The organism is Streptomyces iconiensis, assembly GCF_028657195.3.
GTDB lineage: Bacteria > Actinomycetota > Actinomycetes > Streptomycetales > Streptomycetaceae > Streptomyces > Streptomyces iconiensis.
In genome coordinates this window covers 32,994-58,598 of record NZ_JANCPR020000026.1, presented here as the reverse complement: position 1 = coordinate 58,598, position 25,605 = coordinate 32,994, and the positions used below count along the sequence as shown (strand labels likewise).

Annotated in this window: 27 protein-coding genes; 15 read left to right on the top strand and 12 right to left on the bottom strand. The window is 68.7% G+C overall.

The features are described from left to right. Nucleotides 1–334: 334 nt before the first annotated feature. Nucleotides 335–979, bottom strand: a complete 645-nt coding sequence (locus NMN56_RS24680; RefSeq protein WP_274043292.1) for a LysE family translocator — start codon at nt 977–979, stop codon at nt 335–337. A 244-nt stretch (nt 980–1,223) separates the two neighbouring features. Between NMN56_RS24680 and NMN56_RS24675 the strand changes: the two genes are divergently transcribed. Further along, nucleotides 1,224–1,349 (top strand): hypothetical protein, encoded by a 126-nt coding sequence (locus NMN56_RS24675; protein WP_280842760.1) that lies wholly within the window; start codon nt 1,224–1,226, stop codon nt 1,347–1,349. Between the two features lie 50 nt (nt 1,350–1,399). On the opposite strand, the gene NMN56_RS24670 is transcribed toward NMN56_RS24675, so the two are convergent. Further along, nucleotides 1,400–2,410, bottom strand: coding sequence for an aldo/keto reductase (locus NMN56_RS24670; RefSeq protein ID WP_274043293.1), 1,011 nt, complete (start codon nt 2,408–2,410; stop codon nt 1,400–1,402). 423 nt (nt 2,411–2,833) lie between these two features. Then, complete coding sequence (locus tag NMN56_RS24665; RefSeq protein ID WP_274043294.1) at nt 2,834–3,760, bottom strand: LysR family transcriptional regulator; 927 nt, start codon at nt 3,758–3,760, stop codon at nt 2,834–2,836. A 91-nt stretch (nt 3,761–3,851) separates the two neighbouring features. Between NMN56_RS24665 and NMN56_RS24660 the strand changes: the two genes are divergently transcribed. From NMN56_RS24660 to NMN56_RS24645, 4 genes are all read left to right on the top strand, one after another. Next, nucleotides 3,852–4,964 (top strand): epoxide hydrolase family protein, encoded by a 1,113-nt coding sequence (locus NMN56_RS24660; protein WP_274043446.1) that lies wholly within the window; start codon nt 3,852–3,854, stop codon nt 4,962–4,964. Continuing rightward, a complete protein-coding gene (locus NMN56_RS24655; RefSeq protein ID WP_274043295.1) occupies nt 4,961–5,137 on the top strand; it encodes a hypothetical protein in 177 nt (58 codons plus the stop codon). The genes NMN56_RS24660 and NMN56_RS24655 overlap by 4 nt, the downstream gene beginning before the upstream one ends. Then, nucleotides 5,134–6,024, top strand: coding sequence for a fumarylacetoacetate hydrolase family protein (locus NMN56_RS24650; protein WP_274043296.1), 891 nt, complete (start codon nt 5,134–5,136; stop codon nt 6,022–6,024). Before NMN56_RS24655 ends, NMN56_RS24650 begins: the two co-directional genes overlap by 4 nt. A 117-nt stretch (nt 6,025–6,141) precedes the next feature. Next, the gene (locus NMN56_RS24645) at nt 6,142–7,047 is read left to right on the top strand and encodes an SCO6745 family protein (protein WP_274043297.1); all 906 of its coding nucleotides are present in this window, start codon (nt 6,142–6,144) and stop codon (nt 7,045–7,047) included. Nucleotides 7,048–7,161: 114 nt separating this feature from the next. Here NMN56_RS24645 and NMN56_RS24640 read toward each other — a convergent pair whose 3' ends face one another. After that, on the bottom strand, nt 7,162–7,914 hold the full coding sequence (locus NMN56_RS24640) for a hypothetical protein (RefSeq protein ID WP_274043298.1): 753 nt from the start codon (nt 7,912–7,914) through the stop codon (nt 7,162–7,164). 991 nt (nt 7,915–8,905) lie between these two features. Next, entirely contained in the window at nt 8,906–9,259 is a 354-nt protein-coding gene (locus NMN56_RS24635) for a hypothetical protein (protein ID WP_274043299.1), read from the bottom strand. 257 nt (nt 9,260–9,516) lie between these two features. Here NMN56_RS24635 and NMN56_RS24630 point away from each other — a divergent pair, with 257 nt between their 5' ends. The 3 genes from NMN56_RS24630 to NMN56_RS24620 all read left to right on the top strand — a co-directional run bounded on the left by NMN56_RS24630 (nt 9,517) and on the right by NMN56_RS24620 (nt 11,887). Beyond that, nucleotides 9,517–10,197, top strand: a complete 681-nt coding sequence (locus NMN56_RS24630; protein WP_280842761.1) for an HAD family hydrolase — start codon at nt 9,517–9,519, stop codon at nt 10,195–10,197. 225 nt (nt 10,198–10,422) lie between these two features. Continuing rightward, complete coding sequence (locus NMN56_RS24625; RefSeq protein ID WP_274043301.1) at nt 10,423–10,860, top strand: NUDIX hydrolase; 438 nt, start codon at nt 10,423–10,425, stop codon at nt 10,858–10,860. 574 nt (nt 10,861–11,434) lie between these two features. After that, entirely contained in the window at nt 11,435–11,887 is a 453-nt protein-coding gene (locus NMN56_RS24620) for a cupin domain-containing protein (protein WP_274043302.1), read from the top strand. Nucleotides 11,888–12,332: 445 nt separating this feature from the next. Here NMN56_RS24620 and NMN56_RS24615 read toward each other — a convergent pair whose 3' ends face one another. After that, nucleotides 12,333–12,833, bottom strand: a complete 501-nt coding sequence (locus tag NMN56_RS24615) for a hypothetical protein (RefSeq protein WP_274043303.1) — start codon at nt 12,831–12,833, stop codon at nt 12,333–12,335. A 123-nt stretch (nt 12,834–12,956) separates the two neighbouring features. Here NMN56_RS24615 and NMN56_RS24610 point away from each other — a divergent pair, with 123 nt between their 5' ends. Next, a complete protein-coding gene (locus NMN56_RS24610; protein ID WP_274043304.1) occupies nt 12,957–14,171 on the top strand; it encodes a serine hydrolase domain-containing protein in 1,215 nt (404 codons plus the stop codon). A gap of 186 nt (nt 14,172–14,357) precedes the next feature. On the opposite strand, the gene NMN56_RS24605 is transcribed toward NMN56_RS24610, so the two are convergent. Continuing rightward, nucleotides 14,358–14,969: a TetR/AcrR family transcriptional regulator gene (locus NMN56_RS24605; RefSeq protein WP_274043305.1), complete on the bottom strand. Its 612-nt coding sequence runs from the start codon at nt 14,967–14,969 to the stop codon at nt 14,358–14,360. 101 nt (nt 14,970–15,070) lie between these two features. Here NMN56_RS24605 and NMN56_RS24600 point away from each other — a divergent pair, with 101 nt between their 5' ends. After that, complete coding sequence (locus NMN56_RS24600; RefSeq protein WP_274043307.1) at nt 15,071–16,015, top strand: alpha/beta fold hydrolase; 945 nt, start codon at nt 15,071–15,073, stop codon at nt 16,013–16,015. A 474-nt stretch (nt 16,016–16,489) separates the two neighbouring features. Here NMN56_RS24600 and NMN56_RS24595 read toward each other — a convergent pair whose 3' ends face one another. Continuing rightward, nucleotides 16,490–17,032: a GNAT family N-acetyltransferase gene (locus tag NMN56_RS24595; protein ID WP_274043311.1), complete on the bottom strand. Its 543-nt coding sequence runs from the start codon at nt 17,030–17,032 to the stop codon at nt 16,490–16,492. Between the two features lie 1,045 nt (nt 17,033–18,077). Between NMN56_RS24595 and NMN56_RS24590 the strand changes: the two genes are divergently transcribed. Continuing rightward, entirely contained in the window at nt 18,078–18,473 is a 396-nt protein-coding gene (locus NMN56_RS24590) for a hypothetical protein (RefSeq protein WP_274043312.1), read from the top strand. A gap of 906 nt (nt 18,474–19,379) precedes the next feature. After that, complete coding sequence (locus NMN56_RS24585; protein WP_274043313.1) at nt 19,380–19,508, top strand: hypothetical protein; 129 nt, start codon at nt 19,380–19,382, stop codon at nt 19,506–19,508. Between the two features lie 331 nt (nt 19,509–19,839). On the opposite strand, the gene NMN56_RS24580 is transcribed toward NMN56_RS24585, so the two are convergent. Continuing rightward, complete coding sequence (locus NMN56_RS24580) at nt 19,840–20,400, bottom strand: carboxymuconolactone decarboxylase family protein (RefSeq protein WP_274043315.1); 561 nt, start codon at nt 20,398–20,400, stop codon at nt 19,840–19,842. Nucleotides 20,401–20,533: 133 nt separating this feature from the next. Between NMN56_RS24580 and NMN56_RS24575 the strand changes: the two genes are divergently transcribed. Further along, nucleotides 20,534–20,824: a winged helix-turn-helix transcriptional regulator gene (locus NMN56_RS24575; RefSeq protein ID WP_280842762.1), complete on the top strand. Its 291-nt coding sequence runs from the start codon at nt 20,534–20,536 to the stop codon at nt 20,822–20,824. A gap of 262 nt (nt 20,825–21,086) precedes the next feature. Here the strand turns inward: NMN56_RS24575 and NMN56_RS24570 are convergent, their stop codons facing one another. Next, nucleotides 21,087–21,764 carry a hypothetical protein gene (locus NMN56_RS24570; RefSeq protein WP_274043318.1) on the bottom strand — a complete coding sequence of 226 codons (678 nt, stop codon included), beginning with the start codon at nt 21,762–21,764 and terminating at the stop codon, nt 21,087–21,089. A 62-nt stretch (nt 21,765–21,826) separates the two neighbouring features. Continuing rightward, a complete protein-coding gene (locus NMN56_RS24565; RefSeq protein ID WP_274043319.1) occupies nt 21,827–22,762 on the bottom strand; it encodes an MBL fold metallo-hydrolase in 936 nt (311 codons plus the stop codon). A gap of 81 nt (nt 22,763–22,843) precedes the next feature. Between NMN56_RS24565 and NMN56_RS24560 the strand changes: the two genes are divergently transcribed. After that, on the top strand, nt 22,844–23,707 hold the full coding sequence (locus NMN56_RS24560; protein WP_274043320.1) for an AraC family transcriptional regulator: 864 nt from the start codon (nt 22,844–22,846) through the stop codon (nt 23,705–23,707). Nucleotides 23,708–23,806: 99 nt separating this feature from the next. Here the strand turns inward: NMN56_RS24560 and NMN56_RS24555 are convergent, their stop codons facing one another. Further along, nucleotides 23,807–24,418: a flavodoxin family protein gene (locus NMN56_RS24555; protein WP_274043321.1), complete on the bottom strand. Its 612-nt coding sequence runs from the start codon at nt 24,416–24,418 to the stop codon at nt 23,807–23,809. Between the two features lie 199 nt (nt 24,419–24,617). Between NMN56_RS24555 and NMN56_RS24550 the strand changes: the two genes are divergently transcribed. Then, on the top strand, nt 24,618–25,559 hold the full coding sequence (locus NMN56_RS24550; protein ID WP_274043323.1) for an AraC family transcriptional regulator: 942 nt from the start codon (nt 24,618–24,620) through the stop codon (nt 25,557–25,559). Nucleotides 25,560–25,605: the final 46 nt, after the last annotated feature.

The window sequence follows — 25,605 nt, the reverse complement described above, 5'->3', positions numbered from 1 at the left end:
CGTCGCCGGACCTCCCCGGACGTGGGCGTCACCGGACGTGGGCGGACGTGGGCGTCACCGGGCGGCGATTCCGCCCGGAGTCGGGCGCGGTCACTTCTACGGCGCCGGTACCCGGACGGCTACAGGAGGACGAGGTCTCGAACGCCGTCCCCCTGCACCGCGCCTGGCCTCACACGAGCGTGATCAGCGGTGCGGAGACGCGAGAGAGACGCGGTCTGACGGAGAGCCTGCCCAGTTGACCACGCCAACGTGACGGGCTGCTCGACGTGTCGGGCCGCTCAACCCGTCGGGCACGCGGACCAGGAGGGCCGGGGGGAAGGGCCAGGGGCCAGGGTCAGGCGGAGACAGGGGAACGGGAGAGGGCGGTGCGCAGCGCGAAGGCGCCGAGCAGGCCGCCCGCCGCGAACCGCTGGGCGGCCATGACACGGGGCCGGGCGGCCAGAAACCCCGAGACCCGTGCTGCGCCCAGCATGATCAGCCCGTTCACGGTGACCGCCACGACGATCTGCACACCACCGAGCTGGAGCAGCTGTGCCCAGTCCGGGCCTGCCTGCGGGTCCAGGAACTGGGGCAGCAGCGCGGCGTACATCAGAGCGATCTTGGGGTTGAGCAGGTTGGTCAGCAGCCCCATGGAGAACAGGCGCGCGTCGGAGACCGGGGGCAGATCCTGGCCCGGGGCGAAAGGCGAGCGACCACCCGGCTTGAGCATGCCCCAGGCGAGGTAGGCCAGGTAGGCGGCCCCGGCGAGCTTGACCACCGTGAACGCCACCGGCACGGCGGCGAACAGCGCGGACAGGCCGGCAGCCGCTGCCAGGAGATAGCACAGGAAGCCGACGGCGGTCCCGCCGAGGCTGACCAGGCCGGCCCTGCGGCCTTGGGCGATCGCGCGGGAGGCGAGGTGAATCATGTTCGGCCCCGGGGTCAGGACCATGCCCAATTCGACCAGGGCCACCCCTCCCATCGCGGTCAGAGCGATCACCGGTCAACCTCCTGGTCGTTCCCTGGTCGTTCCTGGGGCACCTGACACCTCAGAGTGCGGGTGCCGCCCGAGGCTGTCGACGTACGGCCACGACGCGTCAGCGGTATCCGACTCGCCCGCCGCAGATTACGCCCCTGCCGCTCGGGACCTGCATGCGCCCCGTGGCGACATTCCTGAACACGGCCTCGTACAGGGAAGGCTCGTACAGGGAAGGACAGCCTCGCCGGGTTCGCTGCTGCTGCGGATGTGCCGGCCCGAACGATGCCTGGACGACTGCGTCACCCTGGTCCACGCCTATGCGGACTTCGGCCTCGCCGCCGAGGTGCGCAGCGCCGAAGCCCGCACCGCCGGGCCGACCACAGAGCTGTGAAGGCCGGGGCCGAGGCCGAGGACTCGTCGAAGGCCCGGCGGTAGCCCGGACTACCGGGAGCCCGCCACAGGCTGCGGCTTGTAGAAGGACTCCTCCAAGTAGGCGGCCTCGTGCGGCTGGTAGGGCTCCTCCAGGTAGGCGGCCTCGTCTTCGCCGAGTTCGACGTCCACCGCGGCGACCGCGTCGGCCAGCTGGGCCGGCTTGGTGACCCCGACGATGGGCGAGGTCACCGCCGGGTTGCGCATGACCCAGGCCAGGGCGACCTGGGCCGGGGACAGACCCCGCTTGCCCGCGATCTCGTGGACGCGCTCGGCCACTGCCTGGTCCTGGTCGCGGTAGAGGATCTTGCCGCCCGGGTCGGTCTCGGCACGCGCCGTGGCGGTGTCCCGGGCCCGCGTCAACCTGCCCCGCGCCAGCGGGCTCCACGGGATCACGCCGATGCCCTGGTCGGCGCAGAGTGGGAGCATCTCCCGCTCTGCTTCCCGGTGGATGAGGTTGTAGTGGTCCTGCATCGACACGAACCGGGTCCAGCCGTTCAGGTCAGCCAGGTACAGGGCCTTGGCGAACTGCCAGGCGTACATGGAAGATGCTCCGATGTAGCGGACCTTCCCGGACTTGACCGCGTCGTGCAGCGCCTCAAGGGTTTCCTCGATCGGGGTGTCGTAGTCCCAGCGGTGGATCTGGTACAGGTCGATGTAGTCGGTCCCCAGTCGCTTCAGGGAGGCGTCGAGCTCGGCGAAGATCGCCTTGCGGGACAGCCCGGCGCCGTTCGGGCCAGGACGCATCCGCATCCAGACCTTGGTGGAGAGAACGACCTCCTCGCGCCGGGTGAAGTCCTTGACCGCCTGGCCGACGATCTCCTCACTGCTTCCGGCGCTGTACCCATTGGCCGTGTCGAGGAAGTTGACGCCGTCCTCAAGGGCTTGCTTGATGATGTCCCGGCTGGCGTCCGCGCCCAGCGACCAGGGCTCGCCGCCCCGGTCCGGCTCGCCGAAGCTCATGCAGCCGAGGGTGATGGCGGAGACTTCCAGCCCGGTCGTTCCGAGTTTGATGTATCGCATGCGTCCGAACCTAGGAATTGAAGTGCGTTCTAACGCAAATACGTCTCGGTCCGGAATTCGGAGGTGTGGGGCATGCACGCCCCCATCCCCGTGCGTACGAGGAGCACACTCCTTGACCAGGGATGCTACTCACGGAATCTCCAAGGCGGCTTGGCACCGCAGCGGTGGAGAGGGCCGTGAACCCGGCTTCCGTCAGGGGCGTGCGGTCGGGCCGCATGGCCCAGCGGTGGGCGAGCGCCGCGAAGACCTCCCGGTCGGCGAGAGGAACACCCGTACCACCCAGACCTCGTTCGTGGATGTCGGGCAGGGTCCAGCGGACCGTCGGGCAGGTGACGGCGGTTGCTGACGGGGCGTCACCGGCGGGGCCGAGGTCGTGGCGTGCCTACGGAAGGGCCGCGTATGCGCGGGCGGAGCCGTCGTGGATCACGTTCTCCGTGTCGGTCCGGCCTGGTGGATTCCGGTGAGCAGCGCTTCGGCGTGTTTGCGGAAGGCGGTGACCAGGCGGCTGCGGTCGCCGGTGCGGGTGGCGAGCACGACCTGGCTGGGTTCGACCCCCCGCAACGGGACGGTGGTGAGGCTGGGATGCAGGCCGGTCGCGTAGTCGAGGGGCGGCCCGATGGCCACGGCCTGCCCGGCGGCGATGAGTTCGTGTTTGTCCTCAAGGGCTTCGACCAGGGGGCCGTCGGGCGCGGACCGCCCGTCGGGCCGGGGATCGAGCCGCCAGTAGGCGTTCAGCAACGGGTCGGACTGGCGTACGTGGGGGATCGGCTCGCCGGCGATGTCGTCGGGAGTGACCGACTCCTTGCCGGCCAAACGATGATCCGTCGGCACGACCAGCACGCGCGGCTCGTCGTAGAGGACGGTGACGCTCAGCTGGTCGGTGGGGAACGGCAGGCGCGTGACCACCGCGTCGACGCGGTGCTCCAGCAGCGCGCCGCGCGAGTCGTTCCAGGCGAGCAGGCGCGTGTGGACTTCGGCGTCGGGACTGCGGTCGCGCAGGGCACGCACGGCCGGAGTGATGACCAGGCCCTTGGTGTAGCCGATGGTGACGCTGCTGGGCCTGGCCGCGGCCCGGGCGCGGGCCATCGCCTCGACCGCGGCGTGCAGCAGCTCCTTGGCCCGGGGCAGGAAAGTCTCACCGGCCTCGCTGAGCCGGGTGCCGTGCGTGGTGCGGTCAAGCAGGCGGACGCCCACTTGCTGTTCGAGGCGGCGGATCTGTCGGCTCAGCGACGGCTGGGTGGTGTGCAGCGCCTCGGCAGCACGGCCGAAATGCTGATGCTCTGCGACCACCGTGAAGCACTGCACCAGCCGCAGGTCGAGGTCGACGGGTGCGGGGAAAGGATCGGACACCAACCCACCCTAGCTGGCGTTATACGCGCTTCGTATGACGTGTTCCGGAACAATCATTGGACCGCTGACCCCATACGGCCACACCGTAGGGATCGTGACATCGAACAACGTGACACCGTTTCGCATCGACATTCCTGACAGTGCCCTGGAGGACCTGAAGGACCGGCTCCGCCGGAGACGCCTTGCCGGCCGGGAGACCGTGCCGGACAGCAGCCAGGGGGTGCAACGGGAGCGCCTTGAGGAGCTGTTGCACCACTGGGCCACCGGCTACGACTGGCGCAAGCTTGAGCGGCAGCTCAACGAGCTGGGCCAGTTCCGTACCACCATCGACGGTCTCGGCATCCACTTCACCCACGTGCGCTCGCCTCGCCCCGACGCCACTCCCCTGTTGCTGCTGCACGGGTGGCCGGGCTCGTTCCTGGAGTTCCTCAAGACCGTCGGCCCGCTCACCGGCCACGGCTTCCACCTCGTCATCCCCTCAATGCCCGGCTACGGCTTCTCCGCCCAGCCCGCCTCCACCGGCTGGGGCCCGGACCGGATCGCCGGCGCGTACGGGGTACTCATGCAGCGCCTCGGCTATGACTCCTACCTGGCCCAGGGCGGCGACTGGGGCGGTGTCGTCGCGACCCGCATGGGGGCGCAGCGCCCGGCGGGCCTGCGCGCGATCCACGTCAACTTCCCCGAGTTCCTCGCCGCGCCGCCGGTCGGCGAGGACCCGACCCCCGAGGAGAAGGCCGCGCTCGAACAGGGCAGCCGCTTCTTCGCTGTCCATTCCGGATACCACGTCATGCAGCGCACCCGGCCGCAGACCATCGGCTACGCACTGACCGACTCCCCGGCCGGGCAGGCAGCGTGGATCTACGAGAAGTTCCTCGACTGGGCCCGGCCCGACGCCCTCACGCCCGACGAGATCCTCGACCATGTCTCCCTGTACTGGTTCACCGGTACCGCTGCTTCCTCCGCCCGCCTGTACTGGGAGTACGCCCGGGAGCCGCTCGCTCTGACCGAGCTCGACCTTCCCGTCGGTGTCAGCGTCTTCCCTGACGAACTGACGCGTACGCCGCGCGTCTGGGCCGAGCGCGCCTACCACGACCTGCGTTACTTCAACGACGACATCCCCGCGGGCGGCCACTTCGCCGCTCTGGAGCAGCCGGAGCTGTTCGTCGAGGAGATCGTCAAGTTCGCGCGGGCGGTGGCCGCATGAAGCCGGTCGTGCTCGCCGAAGGTACGGACGCCATCGGGCGCGGTATCGGGCGCGGTATCGCCCGCGTGCGTCACGCGAGCCAGGAGGTCGCCATCACCCCGGGGCCCCAGGCCGCCTCCCCTGCCGGCGTACGGCAACTCCCCGACCGCGACCGGGAGGTGCTTGCCCGATGAGGTGGGTCAGCTACCGCTGCGGGGACGGATCCGCACGCTGCGGCGTGGTGCGCGGCAAGGAAATCCACGCCCTGGGCACGAGCCTGCTGGAGCTGCTGCGTGCCGAAGGCGGGCTGGAGGCCGCCGCAGCCGGGGAGCCGACCGAGATCGTCGAGCTGGCTACGGCCCACCTGCTGGCGCCCGTACCCGTGCCCCCGGCGGTCCGGGACTTCGCCGCGTTCGAGCGCCACGTCAGCAACGCGGGGAAGGCAGCCGTCGGCGACGGCACGGTCAGCCCGGTCTGGTACGAGCATCCGCTCTTCCACTTCTCCAACCCTGCGGCGATCAAGGGACCGCACGAACAGATCCCCATCGCACCCGGCGCGCGGTTGTGGGACTACGAGGCCGAGGTCGCCGCGGTGGTCGCCGGAGACTGCTCGGACCTCGAACCCGGCACGGCGGAGGAGCACATCGCCGGCTACCTGGTCTACTGCGACTGGAGCGCACGCGACATCTCCGCGCGCGAGATGGAGTTCGTGTACGGCCCGTCCAAGAGCAAGGACGCCTCGACCAGCCTCGGCCCGTTCCTCGTCACCCCCGACGAGCTGGAGCCCTACCGCTCGGACAGGGGCTATGCGTTGCGGATGGACGGGTACGTCAACGGCGAGCACTACGGCGGCGGCAGCTGGGACGAGATCCACTGGTCGTTCGGCGAGATGCTGGCGCACGCGTCGCGCGGCACCACGCTGCGAGCCGGTGACATCCTCGCCAGCGGCCCCGTGGGCACGGGCTGCATCCAGGAACTGTCCGGCCACCGCCCCTACTTGGCACCGGGAGACACGGTCCGGATCGAAGTGCAGGAACTCGGCGCGATCTCCGTACGGATCACCGCGCCAGACCCGTCCTGACCTACCGGACCGGCCCAAGACGATCCCGCACTTCACCGCTTGAGGTCGAGTGCGTTCACCCTCGCGCCGCCCCCTCCCCCGACGTTGATCCCCCGACTTGCCAGGAGACAACCTGCGATGCGTCTCACCCGCACCTTTTGCCGTACCAACGTGGACAGGAACGCCGTCCGCGAGGTCAGCCTCGCCATCAACGCGGCCCACCTGTTCATCTACTTCGTCCCCGAGGCACCGGAAGAGGCCGCCAAGCTCGGCGTGACCGAGTACGGACCGGCGTACTTCGCGTTCCGGTCGGCGCCGATGGGTGCGGTCCCGTGGCAGGTCACGCTCGCGGCCTTCTACAACTTCAGCCCGCGGTCGGTGCAGGCCATGACAGGCGTATGGGATACCGCAACGCCAGAGCAGTGGCAGGCCGCTCGCTTCGCGGCCGTCGACCGTGCGTTGCAGCGCGTCGGCGTCGCCCTCACCGCCGATGAGATCGTGGAGGCACGGTCGCTCATCGACCCGGTCGTCGCGCGTGCCGACTACGCCGGAAAGACGATGGCAGCCGCCAACGTCTCGGTCACGCTCCCCTCCGATCCGCTCGTCGCGCTGTGGCAGCAGATCACGGTACTGCGCGAGTGGCGCGGCGACGCCCATCTCATCGTGCTCGCCGCCAACGACCTCGGGCCGTGCGACTGCAACGTTCTGCAAACCGCGACAGGCCACTTCCCTGAAGCGATCGCACGTGCCACCCGGCAGTGGGACGACGAGGAGGTGGCTGCGGCAACGGCACGCCTCGTCGCACGCGGCTGGCTCAACGCCGACGGCACAGCGACCGATGCCGGCATCGCGGCGCGCGAGCAGATCGAGGCCGAGACCGACGAGCACTGCGCCGCGCTGTGGTCGCCGGCCGGCGACGCGAACGTCCGTCGCCTCACCTCGCTCATCATGCCGATCCACGACACGTTCACCGCGGCCGGGACCTACCCCTTCCGCGTGGAGGCAGGAGACGCGCGGTCAGCGGTTACGGAAGCCGCCAGGTAAGTCCGGTCGTGTTGGCCCCTGGCCGGGGCTCCGGGGCCCCGGCCAGGGGCGGATGTGTCGCCGTCTGGGCGGGTTCAGTCGCCGCCTGGGCGGGTCAGTCGCCGTCCGGACGGGTCAGGGGAGAACAGCCACTCTCAGGGCATTGGATCGCACGGCGTCGGGGTGTTCGGCCTTCAGGCTCTCGGCCCCGGCCTTCTTGAACACCACTCGCGCCTTTCCGTCCGCACCGGTGCTCTGTCCTCCGACGGTGGCCCCGGCGATGGGCTCACCGGTCGCACCGTCCGTCACGGTCACCGTTGCGGGTTTGCCGACCTTCGCGGCGTGCGGGCCTTTGAGCTTCAGGAAGTGGTCGGCGGCGAATGCGTCGAAGGCGAAGAGGATTTCGTCACCGTTCTGCACCCGCTGCTGGCAGCCACCCACTGGCGTGAACGCGTAGTTGCGCAGGATTCCCCAGAACTCTGTGTCGGTCTGCGCCGTGTCCCCGATACGGGTCACCAAGATGTCGTCGAACTCCGCCCAGTAGGTGCCGTCCCAGGTGAAGGGAGCCAGCCGGGCTGCGTCGTCGAGGGCAGAGGTGGCGGTCGGCCCGGGCGTCGGATTGGCGTTGTTGTTGGTTCCGTCGCAGTGGTGGGTCCCGGCGGATTCGGTGGTGACATCGTGGCCCCGGGTGAGCACATGGCCTTCGAAGATGGTGCTGGTGCGGCCCTCAACTCTCAGCCGTACCAAGGCGGTGGCATCGTCGGACGAGCCACTGGTCGCCGTGGCGACGGCCGGGCCGGCCGTCACGGGCACGATGAGTACGAGGAGAATTCCCGCGAGCGCGGCAGCCAGGCGGAGTACGCGCGGTCTTTTTTCGCGTAAGCGCATCGATTTCATTCCCTTTTCGTCGTTTCGCGATTCGGATTACCCGGCTTTCCAAGGCCTTGGGCACACCACCGGTCGGGGACATCGACGACCCGGGGGCAGACGGGCGCAGGGGGCGCCGCGGAGGCGTACGTCCGGTCACGCGGTCACCCAGAACCAACCCGACGCCGGTTCGGACACACTCCCAACCTGCCCCCCTGATGCCGGCTCCTGCTCAACCGTCGCAGAGCGTCAGCGACTCACGCATTCCCTCCTCCGGAAGGCCGATTGCGCGAGCACCGGACACACTAAGGTCGTGGAGAGAATCTGCGTCCCGCCCGCACCGAATTGAGTGTGATCGCTTCCGTTCTTCCAGCACATTTCAGACTGCGGGCATCCCCAGGAAGGCGGAGATTGGAGATACACCAGTGGGTCATGGTGTTTTTGAACCCTGGCTCGCTGTCGCGATACAGAAATCACAAATAGTTACTCGCGCGTCAGCATTGGCGCGTATCCACCCGGGTGCCGGTGACGGCGATGCGGCCCGACCCCGTCCTCGGGGGGGCCGGGCTTCGTACCGGCGGGGGCAAGCGTTCGCCGAAGCGCCGCATTGACGCTTGCGCGAACGGCCGGATTGTCCGTTCGGGGTCTCGAACGGACAATTTCGGTCGGCACTGGTGGACGATCTCCCCACGGGCTGACGCTGCGTGCAGCGCGGGCCCCGCAGGCCCCCGCGGGCCTGCGGCCAGTGGAACGATCCTGGTCATGGACCATGCGGGCCCGCCGCCGCTGCCGGGACCATGAACGCCCCCCGAGATGAGCGAATCGCTGATCACCCGGGCCGCCATCACCATCACCCTCATGACCCGACGCCTCACCCGCCGCAAGAACCGTCCCGCCGAGCGCCACGACGTCGCCCACGGCTACGTGATGCCACAAGCCGCCTGTCAGGCCACTGTTTCCGAGTACCTGGTCAAGATCCTCGCTGCTTGCTGGGCCATCTCCACTTGCTGGGCTATCTCCACGGCTGGCCGGGAATGCGGAGCTGATTCTCCCGAAGGACGCACCGGACATCCAGCCAGGCGTTGTAGAGCACCGCCTCTTCCTCGGTGGCGACGCCGTCAATGATCCTGTCCCGCCAGTAGTGCAGTTCGTCCTCGGGCAGGTGGGAAACCCAGGAGAGGTAATCGGGCAGAGCCTGCCCCTTCTTGCCAGCAGCTGCTTCGAGGACCGGCCTGTGGTCGGCAATAACGGCGGAATCCATCTTGTCCATGCGGACCCTCCACCTGTGGTCCATTCCATCGCCGAAGGGCTCTCCGACTGTCCAGCCGGTCTCGTCCTCGTCTCTCTTGCGCTTGAACAGTGCCATCCACTTCCCCTTCACACCGTTGCGGGCAACGACCACAGCGTGACTCGGCGCCGCTGCCGCCTTGCGCCCGTTCCACAAACCCTTCACCGGCCGGGGCTACGACACAAGTGCTGACGGGACAACACGCGGTGGGTCTTTGTGAGTAGTTCATGCCCGACGAGGAAGGGTCTGGGCAGTCTGGCTTTCCTGGAAATGCCTGGTAGGAAGAGCCAGTGACCGATCTCCCTGTCTGCGGCCCTGAGGGCCCTCTGCGTGCCGTGACAACACCTCAGCGCTCCGTGCCCATACGGGCGGTGCTCTTCGACTTCTCCGGCACGCTGTTCCAGATCCGCTCGTACGCCGCTCGCATCCGGGCAGCGCTGGGCGAGTCCGTGAGCGAGACGGCGATGAATGCCCTACTGAACGGGCTGGAGGCGGGCCTGTTCCTGCCTGATGTGATCGAAGCGCAGCGGGCGCGTGATGTGTCGTCCGCTGCACATCGCCATGCCTTCACAACCTGGTACGCGTCGGTTCCTGAACTGGCCCCGGTGGCGGACGCGCTCTATGAGCAACTGCGCGTCCCGAAGCATTGGTTGCCGTATACCGACACCGAGCCCGTGCTCGCGCGGCTGCGGAAGAGCGGTGTGGCGCTGGGCGTGGTCAGCGACGTCGGGTGGGACCTACGGGCCACCTTCGCCCACCACCACCTCGATCACTTCTTCTCCGCGTGGGTGCACTCCTATGAACACGGCACCGAGAAGCCGGACCCCGCGCTCTTCCAACACGCCTGTATCCAGCTGGGCGTTGAGGCGAATGAAGCACTGATGGTCGGAGACCATCCGGCCAAGGACGGGGGCGCTGCCACCGCGGGGCTGCGCTCATACGTACTCCCGAGCGGCTCCGGCCCCGGAACGCACCGTGGCCTGGACGCCGTGCCGCGTATCGCCAACCTTGCCTGAAGCTGATCGGGTTGGAGCCTTCAGTCACAAACACAGCTACAGGCGTGCCGCCCGGCCACCGGGCGGCACATGGTCAGATCCGTCCTCCAGGTTCCGGCGCCCCATCGCGACGGCCCTCGGGTACCACGGCAAGTCCGCCGCACGGTTGGTCACCGCGGTCGGCGGAACCGGGAGCGGATACGCCTCCGACGGTCCTGAAAGGCGCCGATGACTGACAATGCGGGGATGACCCGACCCAGAATCCGTGTCGCCGCCTACGTGATCCGGCGTCGCCCCGCCCCTGAAGTATTGGTGTTCGATCACATCGGTATGCCGGAGGCCGGCACTCAAGTCCCCGCCGGAGGAGTCAAATCAGGCGAAGGTCTGGAGGAAGCGGTCCTCCGAGAGGTCGCCGAGGAGACCGGCTTGCTGACGGCCACGGTGGTCCAGCAGCTCGCCGTGGAGGACAAGCCCCACCCCGACACAGGTCAGCCACGGCGAACCAGCTTCTTCTTCCTCCGAGCACCAGCAGCCACACCCGATGCCTGGGACCACCACGTCCTCGGCGACGGAGACGACGCCGGCCTCACCTTCGCCTGCCGGTTCCTCCCCCTTCCCCTGAGGCACCCACTCGCCGACGATCAAGACGCATGGCTGGGCCACGTCGTAGATCGGCTCATGTAGAACGACGCGTACGAGACGAGCGCCGGAGACCGGATCGGCCGACTCCGTGGCCGTCGCACGGTGCCCCAGGAAGAGCGGGCCGAGACCGCGCACGTGTCCGTGGACACGGTGCGGAGCTGGGGCAGAACCGACGGTTGACCGCCCGTATGCCGACGGCTCCACCAGCTCGCCCTCGCCCTCAATGCAGAAGTGTCCGCGCTCAGCGGCGACCCGCCCAGCGTCGGCGCGCTGAGGGAGGCGGTGGTACTCCAGTGGGACTTCGTGCCTGAGCTCGTGAGCTGGTTCTTCGTTGGTAGTGGCAGCGTCGGGCGGTGGCTTGACGGCGTCTGCGCCGGCGGGACGAGTTCAGGGCGTGTTGGAGGCGGTCGTCGGGGGCTCCGGGGTGGGGCAGCGGAGCGCCCAGCAGCCGTCGGAGCAGTGTGCTGCACGGGGCCGGGAAGAAGATGGCGTGGCGGGGATGTGCCGCGCGGATGCGGTCTCGCCGGCCCAGGCCAGGCACCGGACGGACCCCGCCCCGCACCTTACGGAGCCCCCTCCTGGCGGGCCGTACGGGCGCTGCGCCAAGATGTACGGCATGGCTGAGATCTCTGAACTCGTGCAGCAGCTGGACCTGCAACGCCACGTCGAGGGCGGCTGGTTCCGGGAGACGTGGCGGACCGGGGCGGAGACGACGCCGGCCGGATACCCCGGGCCGCGGTCGCTCGCCACCGGTATCTACTTCCTGCTGCACCCCGGCGAGGTGTCGCGGTGGCACCGCGTACGCTCCGACGAGCTCTGGCTGTGGCACCGGGGCGGGCCGCTACGCATGCGGCTGGGCGGCGAGGGCGCCACCCCGAACGAGGCGGACACCGACGACACGCTGCTGGGAGGAGACGTGGCGGCCGGTGAGCAGCCGCAGTTCCTCGTACCCGGCGGCGTCTGGCAGGCCGCCGAACCAGCGGGCTCCGAGCCGGTCTTGGTGACATGCGTGGTCGCCCCCGGCTTCGACTTCGAGGACTTTACCGACATCAAGGACGTCCAGGGCTGACGAGAGCAGTCAGAAGCAGACGGCGCGGACGACGGTGGGTGGCTGGCAGGACGGCGGCGCTTACGTAGTGGCCCCCTGGCCGGTGCTGCCGAGCGGGCAAGGACGGCCGAGCGATCAATGAGGGTGCCGAGGCGCATGCCCTGCTGATCGGCGGGGGGCATCTCGTCTCCCGGCCGGTGCGTTTTCCAGCGCCGCGCTCTCCCTTGTGGTGAAGCCGTCCGGCTGGCGACGCCAGCGCGACGCGCTGCCTCCACGTTCTGCCTCGATGTCCTGCCTTGATGCGCTGCCGAGGGGGCAGGCCCGCCAGCCCGTTCGGGAGCTGCAGTGGCGGGCCGCGCAGTCGTCGACGACGCTCTTTCCCGTGACGCCGGTCAACGATGGCGGCGCGCGGTCGGCCGGGGGCAATCCCCTCATGCCCTCGGCTCGGTGCGCCCGGGCCGGCTGTTCACATGCTGGCCCGGCCTGTGCCGGACGACGTCTGTATCTCCTGGATCTCCTCGGTGCCAGTGAACGTGCCGTGGGCCGCCGCCCCGCCCAGAAACGCGGCAAGGAGTACCGCGGCACCGGCACATACCCACCGCGACCGCCGTGACAGACCCGACCCCCGTGACAGACCCGACCCCCGTGGCCGTCGCAGGAGCCTGCCGTCTGTCGGTGGGACAGTCGTCTCCCCGCATGCGATTCTGCTGCGCGCGTCCACCCACGCCTGCGCGTCGCCTTCCCCCACACCACACGCTGTGACGAACGCGAAGACCAGTTCCGTGCGGGGCAGTCGGTCCCTGCGAAGCATCGTCGCCGCCGTGGAGTAGGGCAGGACGTGGCCGGCGTCCGCAGCGCGACGCTCCAGCTGGCGGTAGCTCAATCCCGACCACGCCTTCAGGCGCCGCAGCGCCGCTACGAAGGCGGCCTCGTCGGTGTCAGGCGGTGCGGGCGGTGCTGTGGTCATGGCGGATCCCCCCGTATTGACTTGGGCGTACACAGGCTCGCACAAGCCCGAACACCCTGACAGCTAGAAGAACGGCACCATTGGCGGTCAACCTCGGCGCACATTCTCTGCGTTGGAGGCCACATGGATTTGTCCTGCCGCTCCCGCCGCCGCACCGGCACCTCGGCGATGGCCTTCGCGGCGCTGCTGACGCTGTCGTTGCTCGGTGGCTGCGCCGACCAGCGAGCCACCGAGTCCCCGGCCGAGCCTCCGGCCGCGGGTGCGGGTGCGGGTGCCAGCGAGGGTGCGGGCGAGAGGAAGAAAGAGGGAAAGGCGCAGAAGGAGTCCGTTGCCGATTACCTTCGACGCACCTTGCCGAAGGGAGCCAGCGGCACGGTAATCGCCGCGCGTGGCGATCACCTCGCGTACTGCGGTGGGTTCGGGACGGCCGACCGCGCCGCGGGCACTCCCGCGAGCTGTCACACCGTGTACGACGTCATGTCGATCACAAAACAGTTCACCTCGGCCGCGATCCTGAAGCTGGAGGTGATGGGACGGCTCCGGGTCAGCGATCCCATCGACCGGTTCCTCGGCCCGATACCCGAGGACAAGAAGAACATCACCATCAAGCACCTGCTCACGCACACATCGGGCCTGGCCGAAAGCCTCGGCGACGACTACGACCCCGTAACACGCAACGAGTTGGTGCGCAGAGCCCTGACCTCGAAACTGCGCTCGGCCCCGGGCAAGGAGTTCCACTACTCCAACACCGCCTACAGCATGCTCGCCGCGATCGTCGAGAACGCCTCGGGAGAGGGGTACGAACCCTTCCTGGCCCAGCATCTGTTCGCACCGGCCGGAATGAAGCACACCGGTTACGTACTGCCCCGGTGGCCGCGGCGCCGGATCGCGGTGGAGTACGACAACCAGGGACGCAGCCAAGGCCGGCCTGTCGACCACCCCTGGGCCATCGACGGACCGTACTGGAACCTGCGCGGCAACGGCGGCATGCTCTCCACCGCACACGACATGCTCCGCTGGCACCGCGCCCTCTCGGACAACAGCGTCCTGCCCGCCCGGGCCCGGCGACAACTGTTCGCACCGCGCATCCGCGTCCCCGAGACCGACGACTCGTACGGGTACGGCTGGAACATCCGCGACACCACCGGCGAACGCCTCGCCTGGCACGACGGCGGCAACGGGTGGTCCCTCGCGCTCCTCGCCCGCTCGCTGCGCGACGGCGTCCTGGTGTATTGGGTGAGCAACCACGCCTACCAGAAAGGCAAGTGGAACCTTGAGGACCAGGCACAGGCGCTGACCCTGGGCATCGCCGACCGCGTCCGCGGCGGGAGCCGTTGAACAGCGCGAGCAGAGGTTTCCACCGGTGTGGTGCCCCGCCGTGGGTACCCAAGGGCCCCGCCGCCCCTGCCTCACCGTCAGCTACACACCACGTGGCCGTAGCCATTGAGCACTGATGAGCTGTACGAGAACAGGGCCGTTGAAGCGGCCGGGACCGCCGACGGGGGTCCTGGCCCGGATCTGCCGCTACTGCTCACGCATCTCCGAGCCGGACACCTGGCTCCGGGCATGCGAGAGCGCGCTCATGCTGATGTCGATAACGGTGCGGAGCTCTTTCTGGCTCGCCCCGGCCCTGCTCATCACGGCCAGTGACTGGTTGACCGTCGCCATGTGAACCGCGAAGTTGTCGGCGTCGGCCTCGGTCAACTCCGTGGCGTTCAAGGCGGTCCGCAGCCGCGCGCGCTGAAAGCCCAGAGCTTCGATCGCGCGTGCGGCGATGGTGGGGCTGAGCACCGGTGTCGCCATCACGGTCTGGGCGATCAGGCATCCATCGGGTACGTCGGGATCGGCGATGCGCTGCAGGGTGACCTCGAAGAACGCCCGTACCGCCCCGAGCGGTTCTTCGGACGCACGTGCAAGCGCCTCGTCGTACCTGTTTCCGTACCGCGCGGCGTAGCGGTCCAAGCAGCGCAGATAGAGCGAGTCCTTGTCGCCGAACGAGGAGTACAGGGAACTGCGGTTCAATCCCGTCGTCCTGGAGAGGTCGTCGAGTGACGTGTCGGCGTATCCGGCCCGCCAGAACTGGACCATCGCCGCGTCGAGCACGATGCCCACGTCGAACTGTTTCTTCCCGGCCATCACGCATGCACCTCGTTCTTGTTTCAGCGTTCTTGTCAGCCGTTGTGGCCCTGCCCACTCTATCTTGAACCGTTCAGTCCAAGATGGGATACGCTCAAGGCATGACAGACGCCACTACAGCCCCGAACCGCTCCTGCCACCAGAACCCGGTCCCCGGGTTGCCACTGCACGACCTCGCAGGCTTCACCCACCGCTGGGTCGACGCGGAAGGAATCCAACTCCATGCCGTGGAAAGCGACCGGACGGCCGGCCCCACCGTCGTCCTGCTCGCCGGGTTCCCGCAGACCTGGTGGGCTTGGCGAAAGGCGATGCCGGGCCTTGCCGAGCGATTCCACGTGATCGCGATCGACCTGCCGGGGCAGGGCCACTCCGACCGCCCTCAAGAGAGCTACGACACCCACACCGTCGCCTCGCGTGTCCAAGCCGCGCTGACCGCGCTCAACGTGCCGAAGTACTGGCTCGTCGCCCACGACATCGGCGCCTGGGTTGCCTTCTCGCTGGCCCTCAAGTACGAAGAGCGCCTGCACGGCGTGGCTCTGCTTGACGCCGGCATTCCGGGAATCACCCTTCCCGACTCCATCCCAACGGACCCCGACCGGGCCTGGAAGACCTGGCACTTCGCGTTCCACCTGGTGCCCGAACTGCCCGAGACTCTTCTCGCCGGCCGCGAGCGTGACTACGTCGACTGGTTCTTGAAGGCCAAGACTCTGTACCCGAACACGTTCGACGGCGCCGAGATCGCCCATTACGCAGCCGCCCTCGCGGCCGAGGGTGGGCTCCGAGCGTCTCTCGCCTACTACCGCGACGCCGCGGAATCAGCGCGCAAAAACCACGACGCTCTCGGACGAGGGCCCTTGACCGTCCCGGTCCTGGGAATCTCCGGCTCCCATGGCTCGATCCCCGACATGGCCGCCTCCCTCAGCCCTTGGGCAGAGAACGCGACCGGCGTCGTCATCCCACAAGCCGGACACTTCATTCCCGACGAGCAGCCCGAGGCGACCGTGGACGCGTTGACCGCGTTCATTGATCACAAGCGTGTCGGGTAGCTCGCGTCACCAGATCCCGGGGGCCCGGCGCCCTCGCCGCGTACTCCGCCGAGTGCGACGCGCACCCGGCGGCCGGCGCGCACCGCCGCAGAGCGCCCGGCACCGTCGCCCTGCGCGTGTGCCGCCAGAAACGCGGGACGCTGCCGCCCGCACTGGCCCGGCTGGATGCGAGTGCCACGCGTCGTCAGCTCGCGGGCCGGTGCGCACGGCGGGTTCGTCGTGCGCACCCGCTGCGCACGGGGCGATCCGGGGAGCGGGACGACATCACTGGTGCGCACCGCGGTGCGGTGGCCGACCGTCACCGCCCGCACTGCCGGGGCGCGGCCCCGGGGCTCCGCGGCCCAGGGGCTCCGGCAGTGCGGGTCGGCCCCACACGGACAGCCAGAGCACACGGCGCCTGTGAACAACGTGCGCGCTCCACAACGAGCACGCGCCCCCAGCCGGGCTGCGAACCGCAGGGCTACGGAGCCTTCATCATGGGTTCGCTTCGTAGATGAGTTGCTGTTCGTCGGCCGGATCGGAGCCTGTCAGCTGGAATCCCGCCCGGTCGAGGACCTTTCGGCTTGCCTGGTTGTCAATAGCGGCGTAGGCGCGCAGGGAGGCGTCGACGCCGGGCTCAGGGTGCGTGTGATGCCAGTCGACAAGGGCGGTGGCGAGTTCGGTGGCGTAGCCGAGGCCCCAGACCCCTGGCGCGAGCAGATAGCCGAGTTCGCGATGCCCTGTGCGGTGTGGCTGCCGGAAGCCCGCCCGCCCGACGAACGCACCATGGCTGTCCTCGACCCGCCACTTTGTCCAACCCGGGGTTTCCTGCTCGCGCAGGAAGGCATCGAGACGGGCCCGTGTCTGATCGAGGGTCTCCAGCCCGGAGGTCATATAGCGCATCACCTGAGGGTCCGTGTGCAGCGCACGCAGTTCGTCCAGGTCGTCCGGCAGCCAGGTGGTCACTTGGAGCCGGGGCGTGGTCAGCACCGTGGCACGTTCCGCCGCCGACGGCTCCCCTCGGGTGTCGGATGACATGGTTCGATCCTCCAAGAAGCAGGCTACGCAGGCCCGCAACCCGCACCGTGCCGACCCCGGTACACGGCAGAACAGCGACGGAGGCGGTCCGGGCGCGTCTCACGAGGGTGGGGCCGAGGCTCTGTTGGCCGATGGGGAGCGAACCCGGACCAGGCGTATCTGATGTCGACAGCGGCCGGGTGCTGGGCGGGACCGGCTCGGCGGGCTTCGCCGGTGACCTGCCGAGCGCACCCTGGGCTGCCGGTCGTATGCACGGACGGCGATCAGGACTCTGTGGAGGAGCGGGTCTCTCGGCTTCCCCGGCATGCGCCTCAGCGCGGTTACGGGCCTGACGTGCTTGCTCGCGGCGGCTGTACGTGGCCTGCCGTACGGCCGCTTCGCTGTCCAGGCTCGACCCCAGCGCCCCTGCGACGATCCCCATGGAGGTGGACAGCCATGCCAGGGCCGCGTAGTCACCCAGGCTGGCGGGATGGCCGAGCCGGGACTGCAGGTATCCGGCGTCGATGACGGTGAGGGCGGCCAGCAGGGCCAGGGCGTAGAGCAGGAGATACATGCAGCTGACGCCCAGCGTCAGAGTGACGAGGGTGGAGGTGTTGTACAAGACGGTGTCCTCGGGGGTGCGGTGGCCGTGGGGCGCGTCCCACAGGTGGTTGTAGAACAGCAGCCAGGCGACCATGACGGCGACGGCCAGTACCGTGATCAGCGCCAGCCGGGCGGCCGGGAGGGCATCGGCCATCTGCCAGATGCTGGAGTAGAAGATGCCGAAGGCCGCCGTGGCGGCGGCAGCCGCTGTTGCGCTGGCCAGATGCGGAACGAGCCGCTGGGGCCGGTTGGCACCGACCATTCCGCACAGCAGCCGCGCGCGTCCCCGCCAGCCCGTCAGGATCAGCGAGGTATCGATGCTCTCCTCGCCCGAGGTGACCTCCTTGACCGACCATCCCCAGCTGGGCGGTGCCTTGCGCAACCGCCGTGGGGGCGGCACCTCTTGGTCTTCGCCGTCCGGGCCGGCGAGCCGGCGTGGGCCGTGGCGAAGGCGGTAGGTGGCGTGCAGCAGAACCTGGACGAGGTGACGGCGGAATCGGACGTACCCCGTCGCGGGCAGGCTGACCAGCGCGGCCTTCCGCCGGGTGCTGATATCGGCCAGAACAGGCCGGACGACCGAGCCGCGCGGGAGTTCGGTGAGATAGACGACCAGGTCGCCCCCGACCTCGGCATGCTCATCGGCCAGCGTCAGCAACGGCAGGATGCCGTTCTCATCCAGTGGCAGAGTGCGCGTTTCCACCTCGACCTGCCAGGCACGGTCGCAGACGTGCTGCCGCAACAGGCCGGGAAGCCGGTCACGCGCCAGCCTCGTGGCGATGTCGCTGGGAAGACCCGGGTCAGCGACGATCTTGAGCTGAAGCGTGGCGTGCGGCGTGGCGTGCTGACGTTCGGTCGGTGACACTCTGCTCCTTCCTTGCTGCCTCTCGTCGGCGGAACGCGCTGAGGGACTTCTTCTTGGATCTCCGTCGGTGCGGGGTGCCCCGGAGTTGCTGCGGCTACCGCATAACGGGCACATGGCGAATGTGCGGTCGACCACGACCTCCGTATGAATACGCCGTCGACCACGACCTCCGTATAGAAGCGCCGCCGACCACGATCTCCGTATATATGACACGCAGGAGGAGGCCGGTGTGACACAGCCGCGGGCCCTGCTTGGAGGTACCCCGAAGGCAAGGCGGTGCGGCAGAGAAGTGTCCGCTGCGGTGCGGGCACCTCAGCCTGCTTCTCCTCGGAGCCCTCCCCCGCCAGTTCCTGCCCCACCGCCGTACTGGATCCGCTGGTCCTCTCCGGCTGTCTGGGCGCAGGTCCCGCGCTCGTCTCGCACACCCGCGCCGAAATCCGGCCTTCCACACCTGGACCGGCTTCCTCGAACGCACGGAGGTCTCGGCACGAAGAAGCACACACCGGCCAACGAGACGGAGCCGTGCCACCCGCACGACGCACGGCCGCACGGGCGACGCAGCGGCCGGCCCGCTGTCCCTCGCCCGCGGGTACGCGGACCAGATCAGCGGGCAGGCACTCGCCTGCCTCGTCGTCGTCGACCGGTACCACCGAGTCTTCGGTGGGGCCCCGAATCTTCGGCGGAGCCTCGTGTCTTCGGCGGGACCCCGTCTTCGTGCCCGCCGCGCCGAGCAGTCCGGAGAGCCGTGGTTCGTCGGCCATTTCCCGCCTTTCGTCGGGGAGTTGCGACACCCGCCGGCTCTTCCCGGCTACCGTGGCTGCGAGGCCCGGTACCGCCTCCCCCGTCGGTGCCGGGCCCGTCTGCGCCCTGCCGGGCCGGAGTCCGGAAGTAGCATCCGATCGTGTGAACCCTGAACTCCTCGCGTCCCTCGGGGACGCACTCCCCGACGGCCGGGTGATCACATCCGATGAAGGCGGCGGTGACGTGCAGGCTCTGTGGCTGAGCGATGCCCCGGCCTCCGCCGAGCTGTGAGTCTCTCTCCACGCCGAGCACGACACCACAGGCATGTGGCCCCTCCTGCTCGACTCCCGGGACCCGGACGACCATGAGTTCCGGCCCTGGGCATCAGGCGAACTGTTTCCCGAGCGCATGTCCTCGTCAGAAACCCACGACCCTGCCGTACTCCTCGCAACGTGGTGGCGGGACCACACCGGCATCGACGAGAGCGATGACAATCTCCCACTGGACGACCGCCTGGCCGTCACCGCACCCTTCGGGCAGAACTGGCCAGGGTCGGCCCCCGGCCGGGGCCCTGTGTCGGACGCTGACCGGATGGCCGCGGTCAGGCACATGCTGGGTGGAGTTATCCCTTCGGGAATCGAGCGGCCCAGGCTTCCTCCTCCAGGAGGAGCCCGTTGGCCAGATAGCTGATGGTTCGGTACCAGCCGATCAGTACGAGGAGTTCGAGAAGCTGAGCGTCCTCGTAGTTGACGCGCAGGGCATCCCAGGCGGACTGCGAGAGCTGGGCCGTATCGTGCAGTTCATCGACCGCGTCGAGCAGTGCTGCATGATGTGGCGACCATGTGGCACTGGCTGCCGTGTCGGTTTCGGTGGTTGCCCGTAGCTGTTCCGGGCTGAGTCCGGCCTGTTGGGCGAGGGTCGCGGCGTGCACGCCCCATTCGTAGGCACAGCCGGCACGCGCGGTCACTCGGGCGATGACGATCTCGCGGTCGATGGTCGGGAGCAGTCCATGGCCCAGCAGCCCGGCGCCCAGGGAGAACATGCGTGAGGCAAGTTCCGGGTTGCGGTGCAGTACTCGGAACAGTGCGAGTGGCTCGTGCGGCACGTCGGGAGGCATCCACCGGCGGAGTGCCTGGTCGACGGAGGAAGGGTACGGCGGGATGAGCGGTTCGATGCGCGGCATGCGGCACCTCTGCTTCGATTTTCGAATCACTATGATGCTTCGACAACCGAAGCACAAGGAGTGGGTGGGCATGGAAGCCAGAGCGCCACGGCCGGGTGTACCAGTACGAGGGTCCGAGTCGGGTCGACCAGTCATGGCGGCACTCGACCTGCTCGGACGACGCTGGACGATGCGCATTCTGTGGGAACTGAGCCAAGCCCCGGCCGGCTTCCGGGAATTGCAGCGCCGATGCGAGCGCATGTCCTCCAGCGTGCTCACCACCAGGCTCGACGAGCTGACCGGCGCCTGCCTGCTCACCCTCCAGGCAGATGGCTACCACCTCACCCAGCTCGGACAGGAACTCGTCGAGGCGCTGAGCCCGTTGGACGCCTGGAGTCGACGGTGGGCCAAGGTCACGACCGGAGAGTCCGAGGGCCTGAAGTGATCACAACGTGGCTGGTGTGATCACGGCGACGGTGTCGTCCTGGACAACTCCGTTCAGCGGGCTGAGCCCGCGCCCTGAAGATCATTTACGGGACAGCCTCTGGCTTGAGTTTCAAACTGTGTGCGGGAGTTGCTCGGCATGCGGGGCTGAAACTGGCCGGTCGGCCGTCCTCACGGCCGACCGCCAAGTGGGCGGAAGCGAATTCGGGAACACCAGGCAGGCGAAGCCCCGTCCTGCTGGTGTTGCGTAACCTCTCGGGCGCTCAGCGAAAGAGCGAGTCGGGCTCAGGCCGCCTTCGTCGCCCCTCGGGGGTGAAGATGAAGGCTTCGTCGAAAGGCGCGTCCCCGAAGCGGGCAGCGAGCAGGACAGGTTCCTCAAGCTCGGGCCATGTGGACTCGGGGGCCGGGGTGCTGCCATTCCAGAGGTGGAAGAACACCATGGACTCGGCGGGGTCCTCGCCCAGGTAACCGAGCGCCTTGCCGTACAGCGGGTTGGTCCCTCCACACAGGATGGACGGGGGTCCGAACTCGGACGTGACGTCTGCCCACGAGCGGTCAGCTTGCACCCACCGGCGCACCCTGGCCCGCAGAGCGTGATGCTCACCGGTCGGCAGAAGGCGATCGGGCCTGAGCCAGCCGCGGCGGTGCGCGAACTCGGCGTAGACCGAGGCTACGTAATACTGATCGCACCCTCCCGGCATCAACTCCTGAAACATGCCTGCCACACCGGTGCTGGTCCTGGCCCCTCGACTCACCCAGGCCCGCTGCTCTTCAGCCCATACCTCGGGCCGGCACTCCACGAACAGCAGGTGATCCACCAGCATCCGCAGGGCCGCATCACCCTGCGAGAACATGCTGGGACGGCGCAGGGCAGAGTTCAACTGGTCGACGAGATAGGCGTGTATCTCATCGACACCCGCAACAGATCCATTGGAGGGCACACCCAGAGTGTGCCCTACCCCCTCGAACCCGGCGCCGCAGCAGGCGGAGATGAGAACCCAGGTCAGGTGATCAATGCCGAAGGATCGCTGAACGGCGCCCACTTCTTGAGGGCGAAGGAGGAGCCGTCGCGGCGGACTTCAGCCGCTCCCGGGCCGGTGAAATGGGCGGGGATGAGGAGGGCGTTGGTGTCCGCGGCGTACTCAAGGACACGCCGGCGGGAGTGTGCCGCAGCGTGCTGGTCCTCGCTCAGGCAGGTGTCGACGTGCGGTTCGAGGATCTGCAGCGGGGTGTGGAGCAAGTCGCCTACGAACAGGGCCCGTTCGGTGCCTGACCGCAAGTGGAGCACCGCCGAGCCCGGGGTGTGCCCAGGGGCGGGTTCCAGGTGGAGGTTGCCGTCGATGCGATGCGAGGTCTCCCACAGCAGGGTCTGGCCGGCGCGGTGCACGGGATCGATGCTGTCCTCGAACATCGGCCCGTTGGCGACACCCGCGTTGACTCCGCCGATGCCGCCCCGCTTGGGTACGCCGTTCCTGGGGTTCCAGTACTCGAAGTCGTCCCGGTGGATCAGATAGGTGGCGTTGGGGAATGTCGGCACCCATTCACGGTCGCGCAGCGTGGTGTTCCAGCCCACGTGGTCGGCGTGCACATGGGTGTTCACCACGACATCGACGTCCTCGGGCCGTACGCCCGCTGCCGCAAGGCGGTCGAGGAAGTCGGTCTCCAGATGGGTCCAGGCCGGCATGTACGAGCGTTCCTTGTGGTTGCCGAGCCCGGTGTCGACCAGGATGGTCCTTCCCTCGCTGCGCACCACCCAAGTCTGCGTCGCGGCCAGGTAGTTGTCGGTCTCGGTGTCCCAGAAGCGGGGGGCGACCCACGACCTGTGCTCGTGCCACTTCTCGTGGGCGAGGTCCGGGAAGACCACTCCGACCGGAGCGACGGGGCCCTGCCATTCCACGATGCGCGTGACCTCGATGTCGCCGATCTCTGTCGTTTCCATGTCTTGAGCGTATGGACGTGCGGTGAGACGGACGATAAGAGATCGTGCCTGCTTGATACGCGATCGTCTACCGTTGCGGGTATGGATGTCCTCAGTGATGTGGTCGCCGCCATGCGGACCGGCAGCCCGTTCGCCAATCGTGAGGACAGAGAGGGCGTGTGGCTCACGCACTTCGAGCCTTTCGCCGGAGCGGGCTTCCACGTCGTTCTGCGCGGGGCCTGTCTGCTCGTGCCCGAGGAGGGGCCCACGGTGCGGCTCGGCGCGGGGGACGTTGTGCTCACTCCGCACGGGACCCGGCACACCTTGACCGACGACCCCGGGCATGCCGGCGCACAGGGGGCGACGGCCCTTCTGTGCGGCGGCTATGAGCTGGACCGCTCACGGCCGCACCCCCTGCTGGGCACCCTGCCGGAGACCATCCACCGCCCCTCCGGGACAGGACGGCACCAGGACGTGAGTGCCGCCGTCTCCCTGCTCGGCGCCGAGCTGCGGAACCCCCGTCCCGGCACGGACGCCGCCCTGCCCACCCTGCTCGATCTCCTCCTGCTGTACGTGCTGCGCGCCTGGATCGAGGACGAGTCGGCACGCGGAACCACCGGCTGGCCGACCGCCCTCGCCGACCCGGCGATCGGCAGCGCGTTGCACGCCATCCACGACGACCCGGCAAAGCCCTGGACCGTCGAGGCCCTGGGCAAGAAGGCGAACCTCTCGCGTGCGACGTTCTCCCGCCGGTTCGCCGCAGCGGTCGGCGAACCCCCGCTGACGTACGTCACCTGGTGGCGGCTCACCGTGGCGGCGCAGCTCCTGCGCAGCTCCGACACCGCGCTGGCTCCGATCGCCCAACACGTCGGCTATCACTCGCCCTTCGCCTTCGCCACCGCCTTCAAGCGGGAACACGGCATCTCCCCGGGCCGCTACCGGCAGCGGCACCGAGACCCGAGCTGAACCGGCGGAGTTCGGGCCACCAGCGCCAGGCCGGACACGGGACCTGACGCCGGAAGGAATCGGTGTCGGAGCGCGGAGCGGCTGCGTGCGGTCGTCGCGTCAGGCGGTGACGGATGCGGCGTGGCGTCCGGCCGCCGCGAGGGCGGACTGGCGGGCGACACGGGCGCCGAGGTGCTCGGCGGTCCTGATGTCAGAGGTGTGGACGGTGTCGGCGCCACCGTCGAGCGGGGTCTGGGCCCCGGCACCGCCCCAGAAGCCGAGACGGTTGAGGTCGTTCTCGGTGGCGGTGGTGGAGTTCCAGCCGGCGGGGAGGCCGAGGCTGATCCACAGCATGCGGTGCTGGGCGGCGAAGGTGGCGAAGAAGGCGAGGGTGCTGGACTTGTCGCCCGCCTTGGAAGCGGAGTTGGTGAAGCCGGCTGCGAGCTTGTCGGCCCAGCGGCCCTTCGAGAAGCGGCGGCTGGTGGCCTCGGCGAAGGTGTGGAACGCGGCGGACGCGCTGCCCATGTAGGTGGGTGAGCCGAAGACGATCGCGTCGGCGTCGTCCAGCTGCTGCCACTGTTCGCCGGTAATGGTGTCCACCGGGACGAGGGCTACGTCGGCGCCCGCGTCGGCCGCCCCACGCCGGACCGCCTCGGCGAGGACCGCGGTGTGGCCGTAGCCGGAGTGGAAGGCGACGACGACTGACGGGGGCAGGGTGACGAACGCAGACATGTGAACTCCAGTGGTCAAGTGGTCGGAAGCCGCGACGGAGCAAGGCGCATGTACCCGGCTGGGTGTGCGTCGCCGATCGCTTCGGACTCTGCCCTCGCGCCGGCGTCCTCCCCCGTGCACTGTCGACACTACGGCGGCTGATCGAGACGGAAGAACGCTAAGAGTCCGGCATTTATGACTGATCGTCTACGGTGACGAGGTGGATCCCATTGATGATGTCCTGGCGGCGAGGTCAGTCGAGGACTCGCAGTACGTCAGCGTAGAAGCCCACGGGGCCTGGGGGATCTCCTTCAGGTCGCCCCATACGACCTACGTGATGATGATCAGGAGCGGGCGCTGCTGGTGGCAGCCGGCGTCGGGCGCTGATCCGGAACTGCTCGCCCCCGGCAACTGCTTTCTCGTCCGGGCCGGCGCTGAGTTCGCTCTCGCGGACGAACCGGGGCGGCCTCTGGTCAGCTGCGAGAGCCTCCTGGCGTCTCACCCGGATTCTCCTGTGCGTCACGGCACGGAGGGGCCGGTGACCGAGATCGTCTCGGCGCGGTTGGCCTTCGACACCGGTGCCGCCGAGCCACTGTTGGAAGTGCTGCCTCCCGTACTGCGGCTCGATCTCGACGACTCGATCGGTGATGCGTTGCGTTCCACCTTCAGGCTGCTGGAGTTGGAGCGGGCATTCTCCAGTTTCGGGTCCGGTTTCATCACAAGCCGTCTGGCCGACGCTCTCTTTGTGTACGCGCTTCGTACCCACGTCTCATCCGCCGAGAACTCACATGGATGGCTCTCCGCTCTCAGCGACCCGCAGCTCGCCCCGGCACTGCGCGACCTTCACACCGATCTCGCGCATCCATGGACGGTTGAGGAGCTCGCGCACCGAGCCGGGATGTCGCGGGCGGCATTCGCCGCCGCGTTCAGACGAAAGACAGGTGACTCGCCCATCAACTACCTGACGTACTGGCGTATGCACCGGGCGAAAGCACTGCTGCGTGACACGGAATCGAGCCTTCAGCGGATTGCCCTCGCGGTCGGCTACGACACCGACGCCGCCTTCAGCCGCGCGTTCCGTCGGCACCAGAGCATCGCCCCCGGCGCATGGCGTCGCCGATGGCGTTCCGCGGCCGGGAATTCCGGCGAGCCGACCGAGTGACACCTGGCCGGTCACCGCAAGGTGACCGGCTGTCCAACCGCACACC

Coding starts and splice junctions, on each gene's coding strand:
- NMN56_RS24640 (WP_274043298.1), bottom strand. CDS start 7,914: ATGCGCTTACGCGAAAAAAGACCGCGCGTACTCCGCCTGGCTGCCGCG.
- NMN56_RS24675 (WP_280842760.1), top strand. CDS start 1,224: ATGTGCCGGCCCGAACGATGCCTGGACGACTGCGTCACCCTGGTCCAC.
- NMN56_RS24565 (WP_274043319.1), bottom strand. CDS start 22,762: ATGGAAACGACAGAGATCGGCGACATCGAGGTCACGCGCATCGTGGAA.
- NMN56_RS24560 (WP_274043320.1), top strand. CDS start 22,844: ATGGATGTCCTCAGTGATGTGGTCGCCGCCATGCGGACCGGCAGCCCG.
- NMN56_RS24580 (WP_274043315.1), bottom strand. CDS start 20,400: ATGCCGCGCATCGAACCGCTCATCCCGCCGTACCCTTCCTCCGTCGAC.
- NMN56_RS24605 (WP_274043305.1), bottom strand. CDS start 14,969: ATGGCCGGGAAGAAACAGTTCGACGTGGGCATCGTGCTCGACGCGGCG.
- NMN56_RS24650 (WP_274043296.1), top strand. CDS start 5,134: ATGAGGTGGGTCAGCTACCGCTGCGGGGACGGATCCGCACGCTGCGGC.
- NMN56_RS24645 (WP_274043297.1), top strand. CDS start 6,142: ATGCGTCTCACCCGCACCTTTTGCCGTACCAACGTGGACAGGAACGCC.
- NMN56_RS24600 (WP_274043307.1), top strand. CDS start 15,071: ATGACAGACGCCACTACAGCCCCGAACCGCTCCTGCCACCAGAACCCG.
- NMN56_RS24610 (WP_274043304.1), top strand. CDS start 12,957: ATGGATTTGTCCTGCCGCTCCCGCCGCCGCACCGGCACCTCGGCGATG.
- NMN56_RS24620 (WP_274043302.1), top strand. CDS start 11,435: ATGGCTGAGATCTCTGAACTCGTGCAGCAGCTGGACCTGCAACGCCAC.
- NMN56_RS24625 (WP_274043301.1), top strand. CDS start 10,423: ATGACCCGACCCAGAATCCGTGTCGCCGCCTACGTGATCCGGCGTCGC.
- NMN56_RS24615 (WP_274043303.1), bottom strand. CDS start 12,833: ATGACCACAGCACCGCCCGCACCGCCTGACACCGACGAGGCCGCCTTC.
- NMN56_RS24655 (WP_274043295.1), top strand. CDS start 4,961: ATGAAGCCGGTCGTGCTCGCCGAAGGTACGGACGCCATCGGGCGCGGT.
- NMN56_RS24635 (WP_274043299.1), bottom strand. CDS start 9,259: ATGGCACTGTTCAAGCGCAAGAGAGACGAGGACGAGACCGGCTGGACA.
- NMN56_RS24595 (WP_274043311.1), bottom strand. CDS start 17,032: ATGTCATCCGACACCCGAGGGGAGCCGTCGGCGGCGGAACGTGCCACG.
- NMN56_RS24670 (WP_274043293.1), bottom strand. CDS start 2,410: ATGCGATACATCAAACTCGGAACGACCGGGCTGGAAGTCTCCGCCATC.
- NMN56_RS24555 (WP_274043321.1), bottom strand. CDS start 24,418: ATGTCTGCGTTCGTCACCCTGCCCCCGTCAGTCGTCGTCGCCTTCCAC.
- NMN56_RS24575 (WP_280842762.1), top strand. CDS start 20,534: ATGGCGGCACTCGACCTGCTCGGACGACGCTGGACGATGCGCATTCTG.